The sequence below is a fragment of the Reichenbachiella sp. genome (assembly GCF_965233835.1).
GTDB lineage: Bacteria > Bacteroidota > Bacteroidia > Cytophagales > Cyclobacteriaceae > Reichenbachiella.
In genome coordinates, this window is the sequence record NZ_OZ247585.1 from 4,509,934 (window position 1) to 4,530,192 (window position 20,259).

17 protein-coding genes are annotated in these 20,259 nt (G+C 40.3%); 5 read left to right on the forward strand and 12 right to left on the reverse strand.

Going from position 1 to position 20,259, the window contains the following annotated elements; translation table 11 throughout:
* Nucleotides 1–6: 6 nt before the first annotated feature.
* Together ACO6S2_RS19095 and tgt are read right to left on the reverse strand one after the other, a co-directional pair.
* Nucleotides 7–1,083, reverse strand: coding sequence for an LptF/LptG family permease (locus tag ACO6S2_RS19095; protein ID WP_422360160.1), 1,077 nt, complete (start codon nt 1,081–1,083; stop codon nt 7–9).
* Between the two features lie 10 nt (nt 1,084–1,093).
* Nucleotides 1,094–2,224, reverse strand: coding sequence for a tRNA guanosine(34) transglycosylase Tgt (tgt, locus tag ACO6S2_RS19100; RefSeq protein ID WP_422360161.1), 1,131 nt, complete (start codon nt 2,222–2,224; stop codon nt 1,094–1,096).
* A gap of 85 nt (nt 2,225–2,309) precedes the next feature.
* Here tgt and ACO6S2_RS19105 point away from each other — a divergent pair, with 85 nt between their 5' ends.
* From ACO6S2_RS19105 to rsmG, 3 genes are read left to right on the forward strand one after another with little or no spacing between them, the layout of a single operon-like run.
* Nucleotides 2,310–3,404, forward strand: coding sequence for a glycosyltransferase (locus ACO6S2_RS19105; RefSeq protein ID WP_422360162.1), 1,095 nt, complete (start codon nt 2,310–2,312; stop codon nt 3,402–3,404).
* Nucleotides 3,392–4,003: an RNA polymerase sigma factor gene (locus tag ACO6S2_RS19110; RefSeq protein ID WP_318170530.1), complete on the forward strand. Its 612-nt coding sequence runs from the start codon at nt 3,392–3,394 to the stop codon at nt 4,001–4,003. The genes ACO6S2_RS19105 and ACO6S2_RS19110 overlap by 13 nt, the downstream gene beginning before the upstream one ends.
* A 36-nt stretch (nt 4,004–4,039) precedes the next feature.
* Nucleotides 4,040–4,672: a 16S rRNA (guanine(527)-N(7))-methyltransferase RsmG gene (rsmG, locus tag ACO6S2_RS19115; RefSeq protein ID WP_422360163.1), complete on the forward strand. Its 633-nt coding sequence runs from the start codon at nt 4,040–4,042 to the stop codon at nt 4,670–4,672.
* Here rsmG and ACO6S2_RS19120 read toward each other — a convergent pair whose 3' ends face one another.
* From ACO6S2_RS19120 to ACO6S2_RS19140, 5 genes are all read right to left on the reverse strand, one after another.
* Nucleotides 4,673–5,131: a hypothetical protein gene (locus ACO6S2_RS19120; protein ID WP_422360164.1), complete on the reverse strand. Its 459-nt coding sequence runs from the start codon at nt 5,129–5,131 to the stop codon at nt 4,673–4,675.
* Nucleotides 5,132–5,152: 21 nt separating this feature from the next.
* Nucleotides 5,153–5,761, reverse strand: a complete 609-nt coding sequence (locus ACO6S2_RS19125) for a short chain dehydrogenase (RefSeq protein ID WP_422360165.1) — start codon at nt 5,759–5,761, stop codon at nt 5,153–5,155.
* A gap of 74 nt (nt 5,762–5,835) precedes the next feature.
* Nucleotides 5,836–7,125, reverse strand: a complete 1,290-nt coding sequence (locus ACO6S2_RS19130) for a hypothetical protein (RefSeq protein ID WP_422360166.1) — start codon at nt 7,123–7,125, stop codon at nt 5,836–5,838.
* A 46-nt stretch (nt 7,126–7,171) separates the two neighbouring features.
* Nucleotides 7,172–8,125 (reverse strand): CPBP family intramembrane glutamic endopeptidase, encoded by a 954-nt coding sequence (locus tag ACO6S2_RS19135; protein WP_422360167.1) that lies wholly within the window; start codon nt 8,123–8,125, stop codon nt 7,172–7,174.
* 14 nt (nt 8,126–8,139) lie between these two features.
* A complete protein-coding gene (locus ACO6S2_RS19140; protein ID WP_422360168.1) occupies nt 8,140–8,499 on the reverse strand; it encodes a hypothetical protein in 360 nt (119 codons plus the stop codon).
* A 147-nt stretch (nt 8,500–8,646) separates the two neighbouring features.
* On the opposite strand from ACO6S2_RS19140, the gene ACO6S2_RS19145 reads away from it, so the two are divergent.
* Entirely contained in the window at nt 8,647–9,156 is a 510-nt protein-coding gene (locus ACO6S2_RS19145) for a DUF4494 domain-containing protein (RefSeq protein ID WP_422360169.1), read from the forward strand.
* Here ACO6S2_RS19145 and ACO6S2_RS19150 read toward each other — a convergent pair.
* From ACO6S2_RS19150 to lon, 5 genes are all read right to left on the reverse strand, one after another.
* Nucleotides 9,114–12,056 carry a ligand-binding sensor domain-containing protein gene (locus tag ACO6S2_RS19150; protein WP_422360170.1) on the reverse strand — a complete coding sequence of 981 codons (2,943 nt, stop codon included), beginning with the start codon at nt 12,054–12,056 and terminating at the stop codon, nt 9,114–9,116. The two genes, ACO6S2_RS19145 and ACO6S2_RS19150, sit on opposite strands and share 43 nt — an antisense overlap.
* 118 nt (nt 12,057–12,174) lie before the next feature.
* Nucleotides 12,175–13,062: a bestrophin family protein gene (locus tag ACO6S2_RS19155; protein WP_422360171.1), complete on the reverse strand. Its 888-nt coding sequence runs from the start codon at nt 13,060–13,062 to the stop codon at nt 12,175–12,177.
* Between the two features lie 12 nt (nt 13,063–13,074).
* Entirely contained in the window at nt 13,075–14,469 is a 1,395-nt protein-coding gene (gene hslU / locus ACO6S2_RS19160; protein ID WP_422360172.1) for an ATP-dependent protease ATPase subunit HslU, read from the reverse strand.
* Nucleotide 14,470: 1 nt separating this feature from the next.
* Complete coding sequence (gene porQ / locus ACO6S2_RS19165) at nt 14,471–15,481, reverse strand: type IX secretion system protein PorQ (protein WP_422360173.1); 1,011 nt, start codon at nt 15,479–15,481, stop codon at nt 14,471–14,473.
* A gap of 32 nt (nt 15,482–15,513) precedes the next feature.
* On the reverse strand, nt 15,514–17,985 hold the full coding sequence (gene lon / locus ACO6S2_RS19170; protein WP_422360174.1) for an endopeptidase La: 2,472 nt from the start codon (nt 17,983–17,985) through the stop codon (nt 15,514–15,516).
* 251 nt (nt 17,986–18,236) lie between these two features.
* Between lon and ACO6S2_RS19175 the strand changes: the two genes are divergently transcribed.
* Nucleotides 18,237–20,225 carry an OmpA family protein gene (locus tag ACO6S2_RS19175; RefSeq protein ID WP_422360175.1) on the forward strand — a complete coding sequence of 663 codons (1,989 nt, stop codon included), beginning with the start codon at nt 18,237–18,239 and terminating at the stop codon, nt 20,223–20,225.
* The last annotated feature ends 34 nt before the right edge of the window (nt 20,226–20,259 follow it).

The window sequence follows — 20,259 nt, forward strand, 5'->3', positions numbered from 1 at the left end:
AAGAAATTATTTGGGTACAAATCGGTACATCACAAGTGCCGCCACCAAACCAACTATGTTAGGTATCCAAATAGCCAATATGGGATGCATTGACCCTGCCTCAGCAATAGCCTTTACAAGTACAAAGAGCAGGATAAATACAAAGGCAATTACGAAACCCAGAGCAATTTTGAAGCCTGCGCCACCCCTGGTTGATTTTTCAGCAGACACCGATACACCCATTAACGTGAGAATAATGGCTGTAAAAGGCAACATATATCTAATGTACTTTTCTATTTCATAGAGACCTACTTCGCTTGAACCTCTCGATTTCAGCAAAGCAATGTACTCTTCCAGCTCATCCATATTCATAGTAGCATTGAGCTGATATTTGCTGTCAAAATCTGAGGGAGACAAATTAAAGGCCGAATCTAGGTGTTCTCCCTTGGTAATTATCTCTCCGAAATTTTTCAATTCTCGCTGTTCCCAATTTCTAAACCGCCAAGCCTGGAGTGAATCATTCCAAGTCATCTTTTTGGCAAATAGCTTGGCTTCCAACCTATGGTCTACTATCCTCTCCATAGTCACCCTATAGGCAGATTCTGTTCGATTATTGTAACGTTGAATATAGATATAATCGTTTTTAGCCACCTTTAAATGGATGTCTCTCTCATTGAAGTAAAAAGGCTTCTTTAGGTATTCAATTTCAAATCCAATCCTATACTTTTCAGAATTAGGAATAAGCCAACCATTGACATAAAAACTCACCGAAGCGATCATGCAAGCCCCTATAAGGTATGGGACTAACATCCTACGAAAACTTACTCCTCCAGATAAAATAGCTACAATTTCTGTTTTCACAGCCATACCAGAAGTGACCAGTACTGTGGTTATAAAGACTGTAATTGGAGATATAAGATTAGCAATCCAAGGTGCAAACGCCAAATAGTACTGAAAAATAGCCTCTGCGGGTACATCATTCTTGATGTACTTTTCATTCTTTTCAGTGAAATCTATGACCATAATGACCACCACTAAAAGCCCCACCACAAAGACATAGGTTTTAAGAAATTTAGACAGTATGTATTTATCGAGCAGTTTCACTTTTCAATGGTTATAGTCTCGTGGAAAGCTTGGGCAATATAGTGTTTTTCCAAGAGGAGAAATCACCCTGCAAAATATGTGCCCTAGCCTCCTTCATCAGCCATAAAAAGAAAGAAAGATTATGAATACTTGCGATTTGTGCTCCCAGCATCTCTCCGGTCCGGATAAGGTGTCTCAGGTAGGCCTTCGAATAGTTCATATCTACATGACCGGCAAGGTTCGGATCTATTGGAGAAAAATCCTTCTCCCACTTTTCATTCTTGATGTTGATGATGCCTTCAGAAGTATACAACACGCCATGCCTGGCATTTCTTGTTGGCAATACACAATCAAACATATCCACACCCAAAGCAATACATTCAATCAGGTTACTTGGGGTTCCCACACCCATCAAATACCTTGGCTTATCTTCAGGCAAAATGTTACACACTAAGTCGGTAGATTCGTACATCATTTCTGCGGGCTCCCCTACTGAAAGCCCACCAATGGCGTTACCCTCTCTACCAAAAGAGGCAATGGTCTCCGCCGATTGTGTTCTAAGATCATGGTAGGTACTTCCCTGAACGATTGGAAATAGCGTCTGGCTATATCCATATTTCGGTTCAGTTTCATCAAATCGATCGCAGCATCTCTTTAACCAACGATGGGTCATCTCCATCGAGTTCTTAGCATACTTTTTATCGCATGGATAGGGTGTACATTCATCGAACGCCATAATGATATCCGCACCAATGGTACGTTGAATGTCCATCACATTTTCAGGTGTGAAGTTGTGCCGAGATCCATCAATATGAGATTGAAATTTCACTCCTTCTTCTGTGATTTTCCTTCTATCCTTCAATGAATAAACCTGATAACCTCCACTATCTGTCAACATCGGACGATCCCATCCATTGAATTTATGCAAGCCCCCTGCAGACTCAATGACATCCAGCCCTGGCCGCAAGTACAGGTGATAAGTATTACCCAGTATGATCTCAGCCTTTACATCTTCTTTCAACTCTCGTTGATGCAATGCCTTCACTGTGCCGGCAGTCCCTACTGGCATAAAAATGGGGGTTTCTATCTCACCATGATCAGTGGTGATCTTGCCAGCCCTTGCTTTAGACTTAGGATCTTTTTGGAGTAATTCGAAATTCATGTCGCGGGCAAAAATAGGTTGATTTATAAAATAATCTTTTCCCTTAGAGGCATATCTTTGCCACCAATTTTAAATAGGAGTTTGAATGGTGAATCTAGTAGTGGCGGTAGCAGCAGGGTCGTTGACAATTTTAACGATATATTGGTTGGTGATTTTGGTTAAAATCCTTGGCTACAAATCCAAAACCAAACGAGAACAACCTGTTTCTGTAATTGTCTGTGCCCACAACGAACTCGAGAATCTCAAGACGTTGATTCCAAAGTTGCTCAGTCAAGAACACAACGATTTTGAAGTTATTATTGTAGACGACAGATCAGATGATGGCACCTATGACTACCTCCTTGAAAATAAATCAGACAAACTCAAGTTTGCCAGAGTAGACCAGGTTCATGATCACATCAACGCAAAGAAGTTTGCACTAACCATGGGCATCAAGGCCGCTTCCAATGATATTTTATTATTGACAGATGCTGACTGCGAACCATCCTCGTCACAATGGATCAAGGAAATGACAGGTACATTCACCAAAGAAACTGACTTTGTATTGGGTCTTTCTCCTTATGAAAAAGGTAAAGGTTTCTTAGGCCACTTTATACAATTCGAAACACAGTGGACGGCTATGAACTATATGGGGTTTGCACTTGCCGGAAATCCCTATATGGGAGTAGGCCGTAACTTAGCCTACCGGAAATCTGCTTTTCTCAACAACAAAGGTTTTAGCAAAATTCAGCATGTTACAGGAGGTGATGACGACCTACTTGTTAATGAATTGGCCAATAAGAAAAACACACGCTTAACCATTGGCTCTGAGTCACTCACCTATTCTATACCAAAAACAACTTGGAGCGAATACCTGGCGCAGAAAACCAGACACTGGTCGGTAGGCAAGTATTACAGACTTAAAGATAAGATTCTATTAGGTTTACAAAATGTATCTAATCTAGTTTTTTGGTTGGCTTTGATTATTTTAGCCGTACAAACCAATAACTATTTCATCCCTGCTGGATTGTTGATTTTCAGAATGGTATTTATAACCATTTTGGTCAATTCGACATCCAAAAAGTTCGGCTACCGTATGAACATTTGGCTTGTACCCATGATGGACATTTTGTACGCAGGATATGCATCTATTTTCGGCACGATTGCGTTATTCACTAAGAAGGTTAGATGGAAGAAATAAAAAAACAATTTTCAGATAAGGCGCTTAAAGACTTTAAACTCATTGATCATGCGGTAAATGAAGGTGATGAACAAGCTTTTGCTGAGCTCATGGAGCGGTACAAGCGGCCTGTTTATCATATGATCTTGAAAATGATCCGAAATACTGATGATGCCGAAGATCTAACCATCGAAGCATTTGCAAAGGCATTCAAGAATCTTCATAAGTTCAAGAAGGATTATACTTTCAGTACCTGGCTTTTCAGAATTGCGACCAACAACACCATTGACTTTATCCGGAAGAAGAAACTGAATACTTTCAGTTTGAACACTTCTTTTACGGATGATGGAGGCGAAGCTGTGACCATTGATGTAGAAGACAAAAACAGAAACCCTCAGGATGAAGCGATCAATACACAAAAGAAAGAACTCGTTCAGATGTTCGTCTCCAAGCTTCCTCCAAAATATCAGCGTCTGGTAAGGTTGAGATACTTTGATGAATTGTCATACGACGAAATTGCTAAAACTTTGGACGCTCCACTGGGTACGGTAAAAGCCCAATTACATAGGGCCAGAGAATTAATGTACGACTTGGTTAAAGACAAAAAGAGACACATCTAATCTTTTTTCAAGTTGGTATCTGACTAGTTTTGCGTCATGACTGACAAAGACGTAATCTTTAAGTACTTTCCTGATTTATCCGACAAGCAAAAAGAGCAGATTGGACGGCTATTCCAACTCTATAATGAGTGGAATACAAAGATTAATGTTGTTTCAAGAAAGGACATTGAAGAACTATACATTCGGCATGCACTTCACTCCTTAGGGATAGCGAAAATTCAGTCATTCAATCCACAATCTCAAATTCTCGATATTGGCACGGGTGGTGGTTTTCCGGGTATACCGTTAGCTATTCTTTTTCCAGAGTCGGAATTTCTACTTGTGGATAGTATTGGAAAAAAAATAAAGGTAGTGAATGAAGTAGCTAAAGGACTTGGACTTACCAATGTAAAAGGAGTACACTCCAGAGCGGAAGAAATTGAGGGCCAGTTTGACTTCATCGTCAGTCGAGCGGTAACAAGGATGAAAGGCTTCTATAGCTGGACTAAAGGTAAAATAAAAAAGGAGTCCAATCATGAACTCCAAAATGGTATCTTGTACTTAAAAGGTGGTGACCTTACTGAAGAGCTCAAAGAATCTAAATTGAGATATAAGCTCTATGAATTGCCAGATTATTTTTCTGAAGAGTTTTTCGAGACTAAAAAAGTGGTATATGTACCTCGACAGTGACTATATGTATCCCCAGTCATATTCGATAGTAAAAACAACGCTTCCTCCTATGCTATCCCCCTCTTCTATGATGTAATCCACTGATTCATCTTCCTGATATACTTCAAATTCTACTTTCCATCCATTGCCTGTTTCACAAGTATGGCATTTAGAATTAGTTAACTTAATTTCTACTATGGGATCTATTTTGCCCTTAATAAATGGATTTAGGTCAAACTCAACTTCTTCACCCAAATTACCTTCAGCAGCGGCCTGCCTAAATACTTTCTTTCCATCCACATAAACATCTACCCAATCGTCAACTTCGAAAAAAATGATTGAGTTTCTCTTTGGTGCTTCGGCATTTGACTGCAAAACCCCAAAAGTGAAAAACGAAACAGCAAGTGCGATTTTATAGATAGTAGTCTTCATGGCTCTATACTCAGTTGTGATATAATGCAATAGCTCTTCAAACACCATACCAAATAAGTTTAGGTGTACTTAGCAGTTGTCGTACATCCTTATGATATCACCATTATTTTTACCTTCCAAGCTTCGGATATAACCATTCACTACTTTGCGCATAGGTATGGCATTGTGTCCCGGAAAATGATCTTGGTATTTTTCGATGGCGTCCTCCACCAAACCTGAAGAAACAGCATTGATCCGAACGCCATTGGTCATTTCAAGCGCGGCAGCACGAACAAAACTATGAATACCTCCATTGACCATTGCTGCACTCGTCGTTAGATCAACCGGATGATCGGCCAAAATACCTGTAGTAAGTGTAAATGAGCCATTAGGCTTGATATACTCCATACCCACGCGTACCAAATTGACTTGTCCCATCAATTTACTTCGAATCCCAACATAATAATCACCCTCTTTCATTTCCTTCATAGGTGCCCACTTGGCTTCACCGGCAATACATATTACGGCATCAAAATCACCAACCGTTTCGTACAGCTCACGAATAGATTCAATATCCACTAAATCCACATTTACATTTCCCTTCGATCGGCTTGCGGTAATGATGTCATGCTTTTTCGCCAAAACGTCTACTACTCTGCGACCAATTGATCCGTGACCTCCTACAATAATTATCTTCATACCTTTTCTAAATTAAAAACACAAAAGACGGGCTAATACTAAAGCCTAACTCGTAATTTATGAATTATCACTAATTATTTCATTTCAGGCAACATTTCTTTGGGAGTTACCGGGCTGCTCAACAACACACCTAAAGGCTTCCATCGATCTTCCAGAGTTTCTGATTGAGATTCAATATACGCTTTCACCATGTCTTTGCCATAGTTATAATTGACAATGTAGGTTCGGTTTTGCTTGATAAATGGTCGTGAAGTTGTAGTCAAAGCGAAGTCTTCCAACCAATGATCCACCTCAGCTTCGGTCATCGTTCCGTTGATCATTCCCCTTGCCGCTTCATTTCTGGCATAATTTAATTGTTCTCTTATATCGATATACTCGAAGTAGACAGACGCACCTGTAGTATCTAACCCTGACAAAGGCATCAATACTTCCGTAGCAAATTTGTCGTACTCCTCTTCCGGAAATGCCATTTCAATGCCATAGTTAGCACTACCCTCAGCAATCAAAGACTGGGGGCTAAACAAGGGGTACATAGATATTTCTACCCAACCTTTTTCATTATATAAGTTCTTTTCCAACATCATGTTGTACACATGATGGCCTGGGTAGCCCTCATGGCATGCCAAGTCAATTGCTCGATCAATGCCCAAAGGATTGTCGGTATTGATTTGAATTAAACTGTTGTAATTGCCTTGGTACCAGTTGTACCCTCCCCAAACCTTATCCTGAACATACTCAAGCGTAAAAGTTTCTTCTTTTGGCAAGTCAAACTTCTCAGAAGTTATTCTCCGCGCCTCACCGATAGCCACTTGAAAAACGGTATCCAAACGATCCTCTGGAATAACGAATCTATCAGTCAATGTTTCTACCCGCTCAGTAATTGCACCCGTTCCCGGTAAAATACGATCTAACTTTTCGATCAAGTTGATGAAGTGGGTAGAGTCATAAGTAGGAATTTTCACACCAAACAGTTCCTCCGCTTCTTCATCGAAGGTTCCATAGTCTTCTGCGAATATTCTGATTCGCCTATCAAAGGCAATCAATTGAGATGATATCCAATTGGCCCTCATTACTTCATCTTTAGTAGCCGTTGGCTCATTGGCTATTAATTCCAGCTCTGCTTTTAATGCAGCTACCCTTTTTCGAAAAGTTTCTTTTGGAAATGAATCCATGACTTCGCCAGTGTAGGCCAAAGAATCTGGTCCATAGTAGGCATCTACAAATACCGGGTCGTATTTTCCAATTTCTAACCCCAGCCTTACATAATCTATTGCTAGATCATTCAGGTTCTTTTTCTTTTGAGTTGGCTCGCAAGCGGCCAAAAGTGTACCTACTGCGATAAGGTAAATGGATAATTTTCTCATAGTTTGATACGGTTAATGAACGAATCCACAATAAGTCCATATCAAATCAGAAATGCAAGTTTATTTTGGGAATGGTAAGTATGGTACAATCAACGGAAAATATCGATCTTACCTTTACTCGGTCTGTAAGAAGTGAAAAATCCCAGCCATACTTTTTCTTCAATACAAAAAAGAAAACAACACTCAACACAACAAGTGTAATCGTATCACGCATCGGGTTTACTTCCAGCTGCTCGAAAACAGCAGGCGTTTGAAGAACCGAATCTTTATTCGTAAGAAATAGAGCAAGAAAAACGTTATTGGCGGCATGCGCACCAATAGCCAATTCAATTCCGTCGTCTAGCACTGAAATAAGACCAAACAAAATCCCAAAAGTGATGTATTGTGGCATAACAGTCCAAAATCCATGCGCCTCCACTTCAGGATTGAAAGCATGTAGCAGTGCAAAAACCAATCCCGGAACGAGCACAGCGAGCCATCTACTTTTTGTAACGCCAGCCACACCCTGTGCAAAATATCCCCTAAGAATATACTCTTCAAATGTGGTCTGAATAGGAATGAGTAAAACGGCTATCAGCACCAAGGGCAAAAACGAAGCCCAATTCATTTGAAACTTAAAATTCCCAGGATTGATCGAATACTCGAATATCAGATAAGCCACCATCATCATTGACCAAACCGCTACTGCATACCAGATCCGATTCCATCGAATGTCATTTGATCCATTAATTATTTGTTGAAATTTTCTCTTGTGCAACCACTTGACTAATACAAGGCAAAGCAAAAAGGAGATCGCAAAAGGAAGGATCATCAACACCAGCCCGAAGTTGGGATCAAGACCCATCTCAACAAAATCTAAGGTTTGGACACCAGACTGGCCAGCGTAATAAAGAAAGGGAATAGCACCTAATAGTTGCCCTAAGACAAAACCGATAACAATAACTACGATATACTTCCATGCTTGATTATTGCCATCAAGCCCTTGTTCTAAAAACTTCATATTATTCAACTGGTTTAGCGGACAAGATACTCAAGTGCTTCCTTTTCTGTATCAAAAGGTTGAAGACCTTTTTTCCCTACAAACAGTCTGTTGAATACTTTCAGTAATACTTTCTTACCACCATTCAGACCAACGATGGCTCCTTTAATGGTTAAATGTCCTGTTCTTTCTCCTAACACCCCCGCTTGTTTCAAAAAACCTTTCGTGGCAAAAGCGTCTGAAATATTTGTCAGAGTTAGGTAGGGCTTGTTGTCTTCGAGAATAGTTTTTTCGGCTTCTTTAAGGTGTCCGATCATCTGCTGTTCTGATTGACCACGATAGTCCAAGTAGATAATTTCCCTTCCCTGAAAATTGATTTTTTGCAATCCTGGCATAAATAATTTTGCTTCATTTTGTTAAGATTTTCTAAAATAGAAAATTTCGTTTTTCTGCGCAATATCATTCGCCGTTTGGGTTGGAAACCAAGGATGAATAGTCCTATTTTTGCCGCCTTCATTTTTTAATTCTTAAAAGCATATAACATGAAAATCTGGTATCAGTGTAAGGCAAAATATTCAAAAGAAAACGAAGAAGGTATCCTAAAGCAAACCTCAGAATTGCATTTGGTTGACGCTGTATCGTATACCGACGCTGAGTCCAGAATCTACGGTGCCATGGAAAGAACTGTAAGTGGAGAGTTCCAGATCATGACCATTTCTAAGACTAATATTAGTGAAGTGATCAACTTTGAGGACGCTGATTATTGGTATAAGTGCAAAGTCCAATATTCGACTGTAGACGGCGATTCAGAAAAAGAAGTGAAAATCACCACTTACATTCTTACTAGCGCTGAAAGTGTGAAAGATGCGTATGAAAAAGTGGAAAAAAGCCTAGATAATATGCTTGTCCCTTTTGAAATCTCGAGCATAACAAAAACCAACCTTGTAGAAGTCTTCCCAGAAATGGATGAAGAAGAAATTCCTGATAATCTTACTCCCGTATCAGAACTTCAGGATGAAGTATCTGAAGAGGAAGAGGAATTGATTGATTGATCTAAAATATCTTTAATCTCCTCCTCATCAATGAGGGTGTCTTTTTTTAACTTCTGATTGATGTCATATAGCACGGCATCTACATCTTCGACCTGCTCTTTTATTTTCTGAATGTAATCTTCTTTTTCTTCAGGGGTCAGGTCAAGGTTCATCAGCTGGATCAGTCCTTTGATATTGGCCACTGGAGCTCTCAGATTATGTGCATTTAAAAAAGCGTAATCAGAGAGTTTCTTGTTTTTCACCACTAGTTCATTGGTACGTTCTATTACCGTCTTTTCTAGGTTTTCATTCAGTGCATTTAAGGTATCATTGAAGGTATTGAGTTCCTCTGCTTGCATCGTAATTCGCTCATTCTTCTCCTCTAGCTGCTTTGTCCTTTTGCTCACCAACCGTCTAAGCCTTACTTTCTGTGCTAACAAATAAGATGTTCGTAGTCTTACGATAGCCAATATCATCAAAATACCAAAAGCTAAAAAAATCGCATAAGCGGTCTTGGTGCGCCACCAAGGCGGGTGTACGGTAATATCCAGCGTTCTTACTTTGTTACTCCAAACTCCGGCATTGTTTGTAGCTCGTACCAGAAATTTATATTCGCCAGCCGGTAGATTTGTGTAGGTTGCTGCGCGAACATCCCCCACTTCACTCCAGTCCGGATCAAATCCATCTAACTTGTATTGGTAGTGATTTTCTTTTGGAAAATTCTGTTCGTCTGCGGCAAACTCGATAGTGAAAATATATTGATCGTAGGCAAACTCGAGTTTTTTAACCTGATTAATTTCCTTTTTCAACAAACCATTAGGGTCTATATCGACCGGTCTATTGAAGAGCAAAAAGTTGGTAAACAAAATTTTCGGCTCTTTGGTATTGTTTCGAATTTTGTCTGGGAAAAAAGTATTTAGACCATTTACCCCACCCATTAAAATTTCACCAGTAGATATTTTGGTGGTCACATTGTAATTAAATTCCCGGCCCTGCAATCCATCCGAGCCATTGTACTTCACAATTTCTTTTGTCGAAGGATCGAAACTAAAAACACCGTCGCTGGAGCTTAACCAAAGTATCCCTTCATTCTCAACTATACCTTTTATAACATCACTGGGCAGGCCATCAGATTTGTAGATCTTTTCAATTTTTTTTGTCTGAGGGTCGTATTTATTCAACCCTAAAGTAGTGCCAATCCAAATGCTTCCATTTTCGCTCTGATACAAGGACCGAATTTCTCTATGGCTCAACTTATAAGGATCTTCTAAACCTGATAAAAAACGCTTAGACTCTCCAGACTCAGGATTGTACCTCAATACCCCATGCCCACCTGTTCCTAACCAAATATTTCCTTCAGCATCTTCCATCAAGCAGACCACATTGAGCGCAGTAATTGATGGATCTTCGTCATATGCTGTAGAAATTTTCCTAATACTTTTGGTATCCTCATTCCATAGGTGAAGGCCTCCTCCTAAAGTACCTATCCATAGTCTTTCTTTTTTATCCACAAGAAGAGACCAAATATTGCTGCTCTCCAACCCTGAATTTCCCTCGTGGTAGCACTCAATGTCTTTAAAATCTGCTTGGACTCTTGTCAGTCCATCGTTGAACGCCCCCACCCAAAGCACCTCATTTGCACCTATCGCAAGAGATTTGATTACTGTTCCGCCAATGTATCTTTGTTTTTCAGTTAAGAATTCAAAACCGTTTGCCTCCGGGTTAAAAAGGTTGAGACCGCCTCCATCAGTTCCTAACCAAACTTTCCCCTTATTATTCTCCGCAACTGACAGTATAGAACTGTGACTAAGCCCTAATGGATCGAATTCATTTTTGGTATAATGAGCAAAATTTTTGCTATTTACATTTAGCACGAAAAAGCCATATCCGTAGGAGCCCAACCATAAATTCCCATCTTTGTCTTCATGAATCTCATATAATTTCTCTATTACATCAGTATCCAAGTTTGAATTATCGAGTATAGTATGAAAAAGGCCCGTTTCTCGATCCAAGAACTGAAATCCAAACCCATCCATTCCTATCCAGAGATTGTCTTGAGTATCGATAAACAAACTTCGTATATAGGCTCTACCTAGGGAACCCTTCGCATTTGGTTTTACTCCATAAAAAATAAACTGATCATTTGCAGGCTCATATTTCAACAAACCCTTACTTTCCACGCTCACCCAGACTGTACCATCCTTTTCGGCAATCATGTTTCTAACCTGGCCTTCAACCAAGCCTAAGCGTCCTCCTCCTTTGATTCTTCTAAGGCACTTCCCAGACAGGTCAAATATTGAAATACCCGTGGCAGACCCCACCCACACCTCATGATTAGGAGTTTCTAAAACAGAATATACGCGGTTATCAAGTAGACAATTGACTATTGAAGAATCAGCCATAATTCTTCTGTTGGTTTCATTAGCTGGATTGAAAATATTCAACCCCCAATTGGTGCCAATCCACAAATTCCCATCGCTTGATTCAATAATACCTGTTACCGTGTTCTGGCTAAGTGAGGTACTATCCTGGCTGTCATACTTAAAGCATTTGAAGTTGTTGTTATTTTTATCGTATCTGCAAAATCCACCCTGACTTGTTCCTACCCATAGGTTCTGATTAGAATCCTCAACCATACAATTCATCTTATTGTCAGAGATAGATGTGCTATCGTCCGGATCATATTTGTAAACACTAAACTTATAGCCATCAAAACGATTGAGTCCGTCGTCTGTTAGAATCCAAACAAATCCGTCACTGTCATCAATAATTTGATAAACATTACTTTGAGATAAGCCATCTTCAGTTGAAAACTGGTTGAGATTGAACCTTTGATTTACTCCAGGCAGTTGTGCAAACACGCATTTAAATATGAATACGCTGCTTAGTACAAACAGATGTCTGAAATAATTAGAGCACATGAATAAAGGGTTAGACTATAAATATAGTCATTCTCGATTCAATCTAATAAACTGAAATTTCCCTCGAGGTTTTGATACAGAATCAGACATTTGCCTCCCATTCGAAGCATCCAATAAGCTACATCACATAGAAGTCTTCATGTGCTTTTTGATCCGAAACTTCCATCTGACCTACCAGCTGTCTGAGATTGGTCTGAATGGTATTGGCTATAAGCGTAACGGGGATGTCGGTCGGTCTATTTTCAAACGGGTCTTGTAGATAATAAGCTGTCTTCTCTAATAAGAAAAAAGGAATGGTAATTAATAGCAGAAGTGGAATATCACCATAACCATCCGTCTCTGCTAATGTAATAGACAGCAAAATGACAAATATGTAAATGAACCAACGCAGAAAAAGCCGATAGGTCGTTGGGAAAACCGTATTCTTAATCCGTTCTGCTTTACCCATGGATTCACACAAACGAACGATGGTGTCATCCAATTGCATCTGCTGATAGTCATTGATATTTTTCGAGCCGTGCAAAGTGCTAATATCTTGGGAATGAAAATCTAATAATCCCAGTGGTACATTTTTGTGGCTTCCAATGCTTTTTAGCTCGTCTGATGATAGAAAACCATCTATCCCTTCCAAAGGGGCTAGTTTTCTCAAAGATTGACCCAGAGCATAACACCAGGCGATTTGACGCTCTGCCATTCTGTTCACTATTTCAGGTTCCTTTCCGTTGGTAAAACTGCGAAGTTGCAGTACTAAAGTTCTGGAATCGTTGACAATGGCTCCCCAGATTTTGCGTGCTTCCCACCAGCGATCATAAGACTGACTCAACTTGAATGCAATAACCAAAGAAATGGAGGTACCCACCAAACCAGTAATATTCGGTGGAATATTGGCTATGTCATAAAAACGATAGGCTACTACCGCGACTAACGCCACACAAAAAATGAAGAATATGTCCTTTTTAGTGTTTCTAAAAATATAACCTAATGGAATTTTGGTGGTGAGTAGCATAACAGTCGCAACTTACAAAATAAATTGACTCAAATCTTTGTTTTCAACCATTCCATCCAACTTCTCTTGAACCTTGGATTTGTCAATGACAATTTTCGCATTTGGACCAATTTTATCCGGAATGTCGAATAAAATATCATTGAGCAATCTGCTCATGACAGTGTGCAACCTTCTGGCGCCAATGTTTTCAATTTCGGCATTGATATTAAAAGCTATTGAAGCAATTTCTTCGATGGCTTCTTCATTGAAGACAATATCCACATCTTCAGAACCGATTAAAGCAGTATACTGCTTTGTTAGCGCATTTTTCGGCTCATTCAGTATTCTTACAAAATCTCCTTTGGTCAGATTTTCAAGTTCTACTCTGATAGGAAATCGGCCCTGAAGCTCAGGGATCAAATCAGATGGCTTAGCAAAATGAAAAGCACCTGCTGCGATGAACAAAATATGATCAGTATTAATCACACCGTATTTGGTATTGACTGCACTGCCTTCTACGATTGGGAGTAAGTCTCGCTGTACACCTTCTCTACTGACATCTGGCCCACCTTTCTTAGAAGCTCCCACAGCTATCTTATCTACTTCGTCGATAAAAATAATCCCCGTGTTTTCAGCCTTCTCAATAGCTTCTTCTTTCACTTCGTCCATATCGATGAGTCGAGAAGATTCTTCTTCCATAAGAAGCTTTCTGGCATCAGCAATGGTCACTTTTCTTTTTTTGGACTTCTTAGGCATCATTTGCCCGATCATCTCCTGAATATTCATCATGGAGGTCTCGTCCATACCTCCGCCACCAATCATACCCACACCACCAGTAGAGTTTTGGCTCACACTAATGTCGATCTTTCGGTCTTCGAGTTCTCCATTTCTGATTTTTTCTCTGAAGCGCTCACGGGTTTTTTCATTAAGTTCGGCATCATCTACAGGGATTGACTGAGTCCCCTCAGGATTTGTAGTAATCGTAGAGGGCGCTTTCTTCACCGGAGGAATGAGAGCATCCAAAATGATATTCTCAACAATCTCTTCGGCTTTTTCTTTTACCTTTTCTTTTTGGGCATGCTTCACCAGACTTACAGACTGTTCCACCAAATCCCGCACCATACTCTCTACATCACGACCTACATAACCTACTTCTGTAAACTTGGATGCTTCCACCTTCACGAAAGGAGCATCAGCCACTTTGGCCAGTCGACGTGCTATCTCTGTTTTACCCACACCAGTGGCACCTATCATCAAAATGTTATTCGGTACGATTTCGCCCTGAATTTCGGTTTTCACGTTCATCCTTCTCCAGCGATTTCTAAGTGCAATGGCCACATTCCGTTTGGCATCCTTTTGCCCAATGATGTATTTATCTAATTCGGCTACAATCTGCTTAGGGGTGAGATATTGATCTTTATTTAACATTTTATATGATTGACTTTTTCTTAAATACTCTATTCAAATTACTAGTTAGGGTGAAATAGCTTCGCCCGCTATCTACATGATACGTGGTAAACGTATAGGAAAGTTCGAAAGCTTTGATCCTCGCCATTAATCCCATGGACATCCCGGATAGTCCTGATTTTTCTGATAAGCTAAGTTCTTTTCGTACCAGATGGTTGTACCCAAGTCGAATATTAAAATTGCGACTCAACAATATTTCTGTACCTATATTGATATGACGAAATATGCGATCTACCACATCTGGTTCTTCATTGCTAGCAAGATTTTCATCATAATAGGTTTCGTTTAAATCAAACAAGTTGTGCCCAGTAAATGAGAACCTGAATGGCATGTGCTCTGGTTTGAATGTTAATCCCACTTGCAAGTCGGTGGGTAAAGAAGAATTCGATGTGTCCGAATATTCAGACATGACGAAACCTACGTTTTTGAACAACACAGAAACCATAAATTCCTTTTCTGGATGAATAAAAGCTCCCCCGATGTCAAGGGCTAGTGCTGAACTATTGTAAGTGTATATTCCTGAATAGGCATATTTTAGGTTCATGCCCAATTTGAACACACTCAGCTGATGACTGTGTGAAACCACTAGCGCTGTCTCATTGGCATCGAAGCTGCCTATCGAGTTTCCCGAAGCATCATAGCTGTCGATGGAACCATATCCCAGATGCTGAATGCCTATGCCAAATGTACCCGCTTTTTTAAAAGTCTTGGCGTAGGCCAACGTATTGTATTTTACATCTGCATAAAACCCAAGGTAGCTCCACGAAACATGGTTGTCATTGGCCGAATCGAGCAAGGCCGGATTTGATAAAAATAAGTTGACATCGTCATCGGTAGACGTATTAATGACACCTCCTAGTCCAGCTACACGGGCACCTATGGGAAGATCCAGATATTGAAAGGAATTATCTATTTGAGCAAATAAAAAACCTGCTTGTATCCATAACAAAATGACAACAGCAGGTTTTTTCATATTCATAATCTTAAATCGAGAATAGACCTTGGTTACGCTTTTTGCTCTACAGTTACCAGCTCCATGGCATTCGGAACCTTCTGTGTCAGCAAAGCCACTTCCAAGACTTCTTCAACAGTTTCAGCAAAATGAAACTTCAAGTCCTTGACGTATCTATCATCTATTTCATCTATGTCCTTCTTGTTCTTTTGACAAAGAATAATCTCCTTAATCCCAGCTCTCTTCGCAGCCAAAATCTTTTCCTTGATTCCACCTACCGGAAGCACTTTACCTCTGAGTGTGATTTCACCCGTCATAGCCAGTTTCTGCTTTACTTTTCTTTGGGTAAATACAGAGGCCAAAGAGGTCAGCATGGTAATACCAGCCGAAGGGCCATCCTTCGGCACAGCGCCAGCAGGCACGTGTATGTGCAAATCATAATTATCAAATACGCGATAATCAATTCCCAATCTTTCGGCATTGGACTTCAAATAGGAAAGCGCCGTCATAGCGGATTCTTTCATTACATCACCTAGCTGACCGGAAAGGGTCAATTTACCTTTCCCTCTACTCAAACTAGATTCTATGAATAAAATCTCACCGCCGACGGATGTCCAGGCCAAACCAGTGACCACACCCGCATGTTTGTTGTCTTGATAAAGCTCTTTATCAAACACCTCAGCACCAAGAATTCTTCGAATTTCGTCTGGAGTTACTTTCTTTTCATACTCCTCTTCCATCGCTATAGACTTTGCGGCATCTCTTACCACAGCGCCTACTTTTCTCTCTAGGTTTCTTACTCCAGATTCTCTGGTATAGTCATCTACCAATTTGGAGAAGGCCTTTTTATCCATGGAAAGCTGACTTGACTTCAATCCATGCTCTTTCAGCTGCTTAGGCAACAAATGTTTCTTTGCAATCTGAATCTTTTCTTCCAGCGTATATCCGGTGATTTCAATGATTTCCATTCTATCACGAAGTGCAGGCTGAATGGTATCCAATGAATTAGCTGTAGCTATAAACAGCACTTTAGATAAATCATATTCCACCTCAAGGAAATTATCCTTGAACGTTTCATTTTGCTCCGGGTCCAACACTTCAAGCAAGGCGGAAGAAGGGTCTCCTCTAAAGTCGGAAGATACTTTGTCAATTTCATCCAATACAAAAACCGGATTGGAATATTTGGCCTTGTTAATGTTCTGAATCACCTTGCCTGGCATAGCGCCAATATAAGTCTTTCTGTGTCCTCGAATCTCTGCTTCGTCATGTACACCACCCAGTGACATTCTCACATATTCACGATTCAAAGCCTTAGCAATTGATTTACCCAAAGAAGTTTTACCTACGCCAGGAGGGCCAAAAAGGCACAAAATAGGGCCCTTGAGGTCATTTTTTAGTTTTCGAACCGCAAGGTACTCAATGATACGATCCTTCACCTTTTCGAGACCAAAGTGATCCTGATCTAGTATTTTTTTAGCACGTTTGAGATCGAAATTATCCTCGGATATATCATTCCATGGGAGCTCTACCAAAAGCTCGGCATAATTCATAGCTACCGGGTACTCAGCCGCCATTGGATTCATGCGCTCAATCTTACCCAATTCTTTGTCAAAATGTTGAGCCACTTCTTCAGGCCAGTTTTTCTTCAGACCTTTCGATCTCAATTCGTCCAGTTCTTGCTCTGCACCTCCTTGCCCAAGCTCATCTTGCAAGACTTTCATTTGCTGGCGCAAATAATAGTCCCGCTGCTGCTGGTCGATGTCAGTATTTACCTTATCGTGAATTTCATGCTTCAGCTCTAAAACCTGAATATCCTTGAGCATGTATTTCAAAAGGGCCTCAGCTCTTTTGTTTCCATCATTGATTTCAAGTAATTTTTGCTTGTCTTTTACCTCAGTATTTATGTTGGAGCACAAGAAGTGTGTAAGGAATTTAAAACTGTTGATGTTCTCTAAAGCGGCTTGTGCTTCTTTAGGAATCTCAGGGTTAAGCTTTAATATCTTCTTGGCCGCATCCTTTAGCGAATAGATAATCGCTACAGTTTCTTTGTTTTCGTCTTCAACAAAATTCTCCGTCAGCAAATCTACCTTAGCAGTCAAATACGGATTCTCTTGCACCACCTGCTTGATCTCCATTCGACTCTTGCCTTGGATAATGATTGTGGTATTACCATCTGGCAATACCAACATCTTCAATATTTTGGCAACGGTACCTACTTTATATATCTCTTTCTCTCCCGGGTCTTCTGCGCCTGCATTCATCTGAGCAGCAACACCGATGATTTTGTTCGTTCTATACGCTTTCTTCACCAATCGAATCGACTTAGATCTTCCTACCGTGATAGGAATGACCACGCCTGGAAACAAAACGGCATTTTTCAAAGGTAAAATCGGCAGTTCTTCAGGAAGGTCAGCCGGATCCAATTCATCATCTTCTCCTGTTAAATCCAGCGGAATTAACTCCTCCGCATCCTCACTAGCCAGTTCTGAAAAAAGATAAGAATTATAAAAATTATTCAACTCCATAAACTATTCGCTCCAATGCTGTCATATTGGCACAATTGCACGTAAACAGCTGGTCTATTTTTTAGTCGTACTATAATTACAATCGGTATGCCAAACTAACTATATTTAATCGTGGCTTTCATTCGTTATCAAAGTTGCCTGTACTAAATTTGAAAAACCTAACGCGATCCTAATCTAACTTAAGATAGCTGATGTGGATGTAACGAAAAAAGGAATTTTAATTGATTAAATTTTTATCCCAAAATATCTTCTTGCTACTGAGTGTTCTGACACTGACCTGTACATCGTCAAATGCTCAACTATTGGGTAAAAAGAAGGAAAGCAGTGCGCTATTGCAGATTGATACCCTAGGTACAGAAGGTCAGTTCAGCATTTACAATTTCAAGAACATCAACAAGGTCAATGAGTACTACGACAAGTCCAAACTTAACCACATTAAGAAATTGGAGTCGGAAAAAAAATGGTCTGAACTTTATCCTGCGTTACAAGATTACGTGATGCAATTTGGTATCAGAAATTTTTATATCGACACGTATTGGATTTGGCGACTAGCCAAATTGACAGAAGTCTATGGCACAGAAGAAGAAGCAAGGGCACTGTATAAGCTGGTACTTAGACACCACCACCAAAGTATAGATATTCGGGAGATCGAATTGTACTATGATTCACTCAATACGCAAGAGACTGATAATTTTGTCCCGCTCGATTACTACTACAAGCTCGTAGAGCACCGAAAAGCCATTGACACCATTCGTCCACCTCGAGGTGTATTGCTCAACATGGGAAGAAAGATCAACTCAAGACAAGCAGACTATGCACCTACGCTAGGTATGGACAACCAAGTGATGATTTTCACCTCCAAAAGAAATGAACGCTTTCAGGGACTGACCTATAGGAAAAATGAAGACCTGTTTATCTCCAAAAAAATAGACGGCTATTGGGAGCTCAGTACCGACCTAAAGGAAATCAATACGCAATTCAATGAAGGCTCGGTTTGTATATCGAAGGATGGTAAAACCCTCTTCTTCTCACGTTGTGATTCTCCCGGATCTATGGGCAATTGTGACATATTCATTGCCAAGTTGAATGCAGACAGTGTTTGGACGGATATAGAAAATATTGGATTTACCGTAAATAGTGTGAGCTGGGATTCTCATCCAAGTTTATCACACACAGAGGATACGCTCTATTTCGCTTCCGACAGAATTGGTGGGTTTGGTCTGTCAGACATCTATTTCACTTACAAAAACGATAAAAACGAATGGATGCCGGCGCAAAACCTTGGCCCTGTGGTAAACACACGAAAAAATGAAGTGAGCCCATTCTACCACCCTAATCATGAAGTGTTGTTTTTTAGCTCCAACGGACAGCTTTTCAAGTTTGGGGAATTCGACATTTACAAAACTTATCACGAAAATGATCAATGGAGTGAACCTATCAACATTGGACCGCTTGTGAATGGCAGGGGAAGTGAATTTTACTTCTCCATTGATTCAGAGTCCAAGGATTTGTTCTATTCGCGATCGGCTACGCACGATCTAAACATGTTGGATTTGTACTCTTTTCCATTACCCATGGAGGCACAGCCGGATGCTTTGACTAAAATATCGGGATCATTGACAGACTCTTTGACGGGAAAGCCATTTACAGGTATAGTGTCAGTGATAGACCTTGACGAAGGTACAGCCGTTGCTCCCAAGTACCTCCGACCTGACGGAAGTTTTGAATTTGACCTGATCAACCACAGAAACTACCTATTGATTATTCAAGGGGATGAATTCTTTAGAATAGAAGAGATGTTTTATCTCGACGGACCGGTTCAGTTTCACGAAGTCACAGAGCCCATCGCCAGTAAGGTTAAATTCGAATCTATTGAATTCGATGCCGGACAAGCCAACTTGAAAGTAGAAATGTATGGAGATCTAAATAAGATTATCAACTTTATGTATGACAACCCCGATTTCTACCTACGAATCTCGGGACATACGGATAAATATGGCTCAGACGATTTAAACCTTCAACTTTCGAAGGATAGGGCACAAACCATCCGCGATTATGTAGTAATCTTCGGAGGAGTCGGGTCTAACCGAGTAGAACACAATGGCTATGGCAGTTCGCAACCCATTGTAGATGAAGTAACCGAAGAAGATCGTAAACTCAACCGCAGAGTTGAGTTTGAAATCTATCGACCAGCCATTGAAGTAGAGCAGGACATTGACAGTCAGTTTGACGATCAGTAGCCCGCTTTAATTGTCCACTGAACCAAGTAGGGCA

Excerpts from the sequence above, each read along its gene's own strand:
- tgt (WP_422360161.1), bottom strand. The coding sequence starts at position 2,224 with ATGAATTTCGAATTACTCCAAAAAGATCCTAAGTCTAAAGCAAGGGCT.
- ACO6S2_RS19105 (WP_422360162.1), top strand. The coding sequence starts at position 2,310 with ATGGTGAATCTAGTAGTGGCGGTAGCAGCAGGGTCGTTGACAATTTTA.
- ACO6S2_RS19110 (WP_318170530.1), top strand. The coding sequence starts at position 3,392 with ATGGAAGAAATAAAAAAACAATTTTCAGATAAGGCGCTTAAAGACTTT.
- rsmG (WP_422360163.1), top strand. The coding sequence starts at position 4,040 with ATGACTGACAAAGACGTAATCTTTAAGTACTTTCCTGATTTATCCGAC.
- ACO6S2_RS19120 (WP_422360164.1), bottom strand. The coding sequence starts at position 5,131 with ATGGTGTTTGAAGAGCTATTGCATTATATCACAACTGAGTATAGAGCC.
- ACO6S2_RS19125 (WP_422360165.1), bottom strand. The coding sequence starts at position 5,761 with ATGAAGATAATTATTGTAGGAGGTCACGGATCAATTGGTCGCAGAGTA.
- ACO6S2_RS19130 (WP_422360166.1), bottom strand. The coding sequence starts at position 7,125 with ATGAGAAAATTATCCATTTACCTTATCGCAGTAGGTACACTTTTGGCC.
- ACO6S2_RS19135 (WP_422360167.1), bottom strand. The coding sequence starts at position 8,125 with ATGAAGTTTTTAGAACAAGGGCTTGATGGCAATAATCAAGCATGGAAG.
- ACO6S2_RS19140 (WP_422360168.1), bottom strand. The coding sequence starts at position 8,499 with ATGCCAGGATTGCAAAAAATCAATTTTCAGGGAAGGGAAATTATCTAC.
- ACO6S2_RS19145 (WP_422360169.1), top strand. The coding sequence starts at position 8,647 with ATGAAAATCTGGTATCAGTGTAAGGCAAAATATTCAAAAGAAAACGAA.
- ACO6S2_RS19150 (WP_422360170.1), bottom strand. The coding sequence starts at position 12,056 with ATGTGCTCTAATTATTTCAGACATCTGTTTGTACTAAGCAGCGTATTC.
- ACO6S2_RS19155 (WP_422360171.1), bottom strand. The coding sequence starts at position 13,062 with ATGCTACTCACCACCAAAATTCCATTAGGTTATATTTTTAGAAACACT.
- hslU (WP_422360172.1), bottom strand. The coding sequence starts at position 14,469 with ATGTTAAATAAAGATCAATATCTCACCCCTAAGCAGATTGTAGCCGAA.
- porQ (WP_422360173.1), bottom strand. The coding sequence starts at position 15,481 with ATGAAAAAACCTGCTGTTGTCATTTTGTTATGGATACAAGCAGGTTTT.
- lon (WP_422360174.1), bottom strand. The coding sequence starts at position 17,985 with ATGGAGTTGAATAATTTTTATAATTCTTATCTTTTTTCAGAACTGGCT.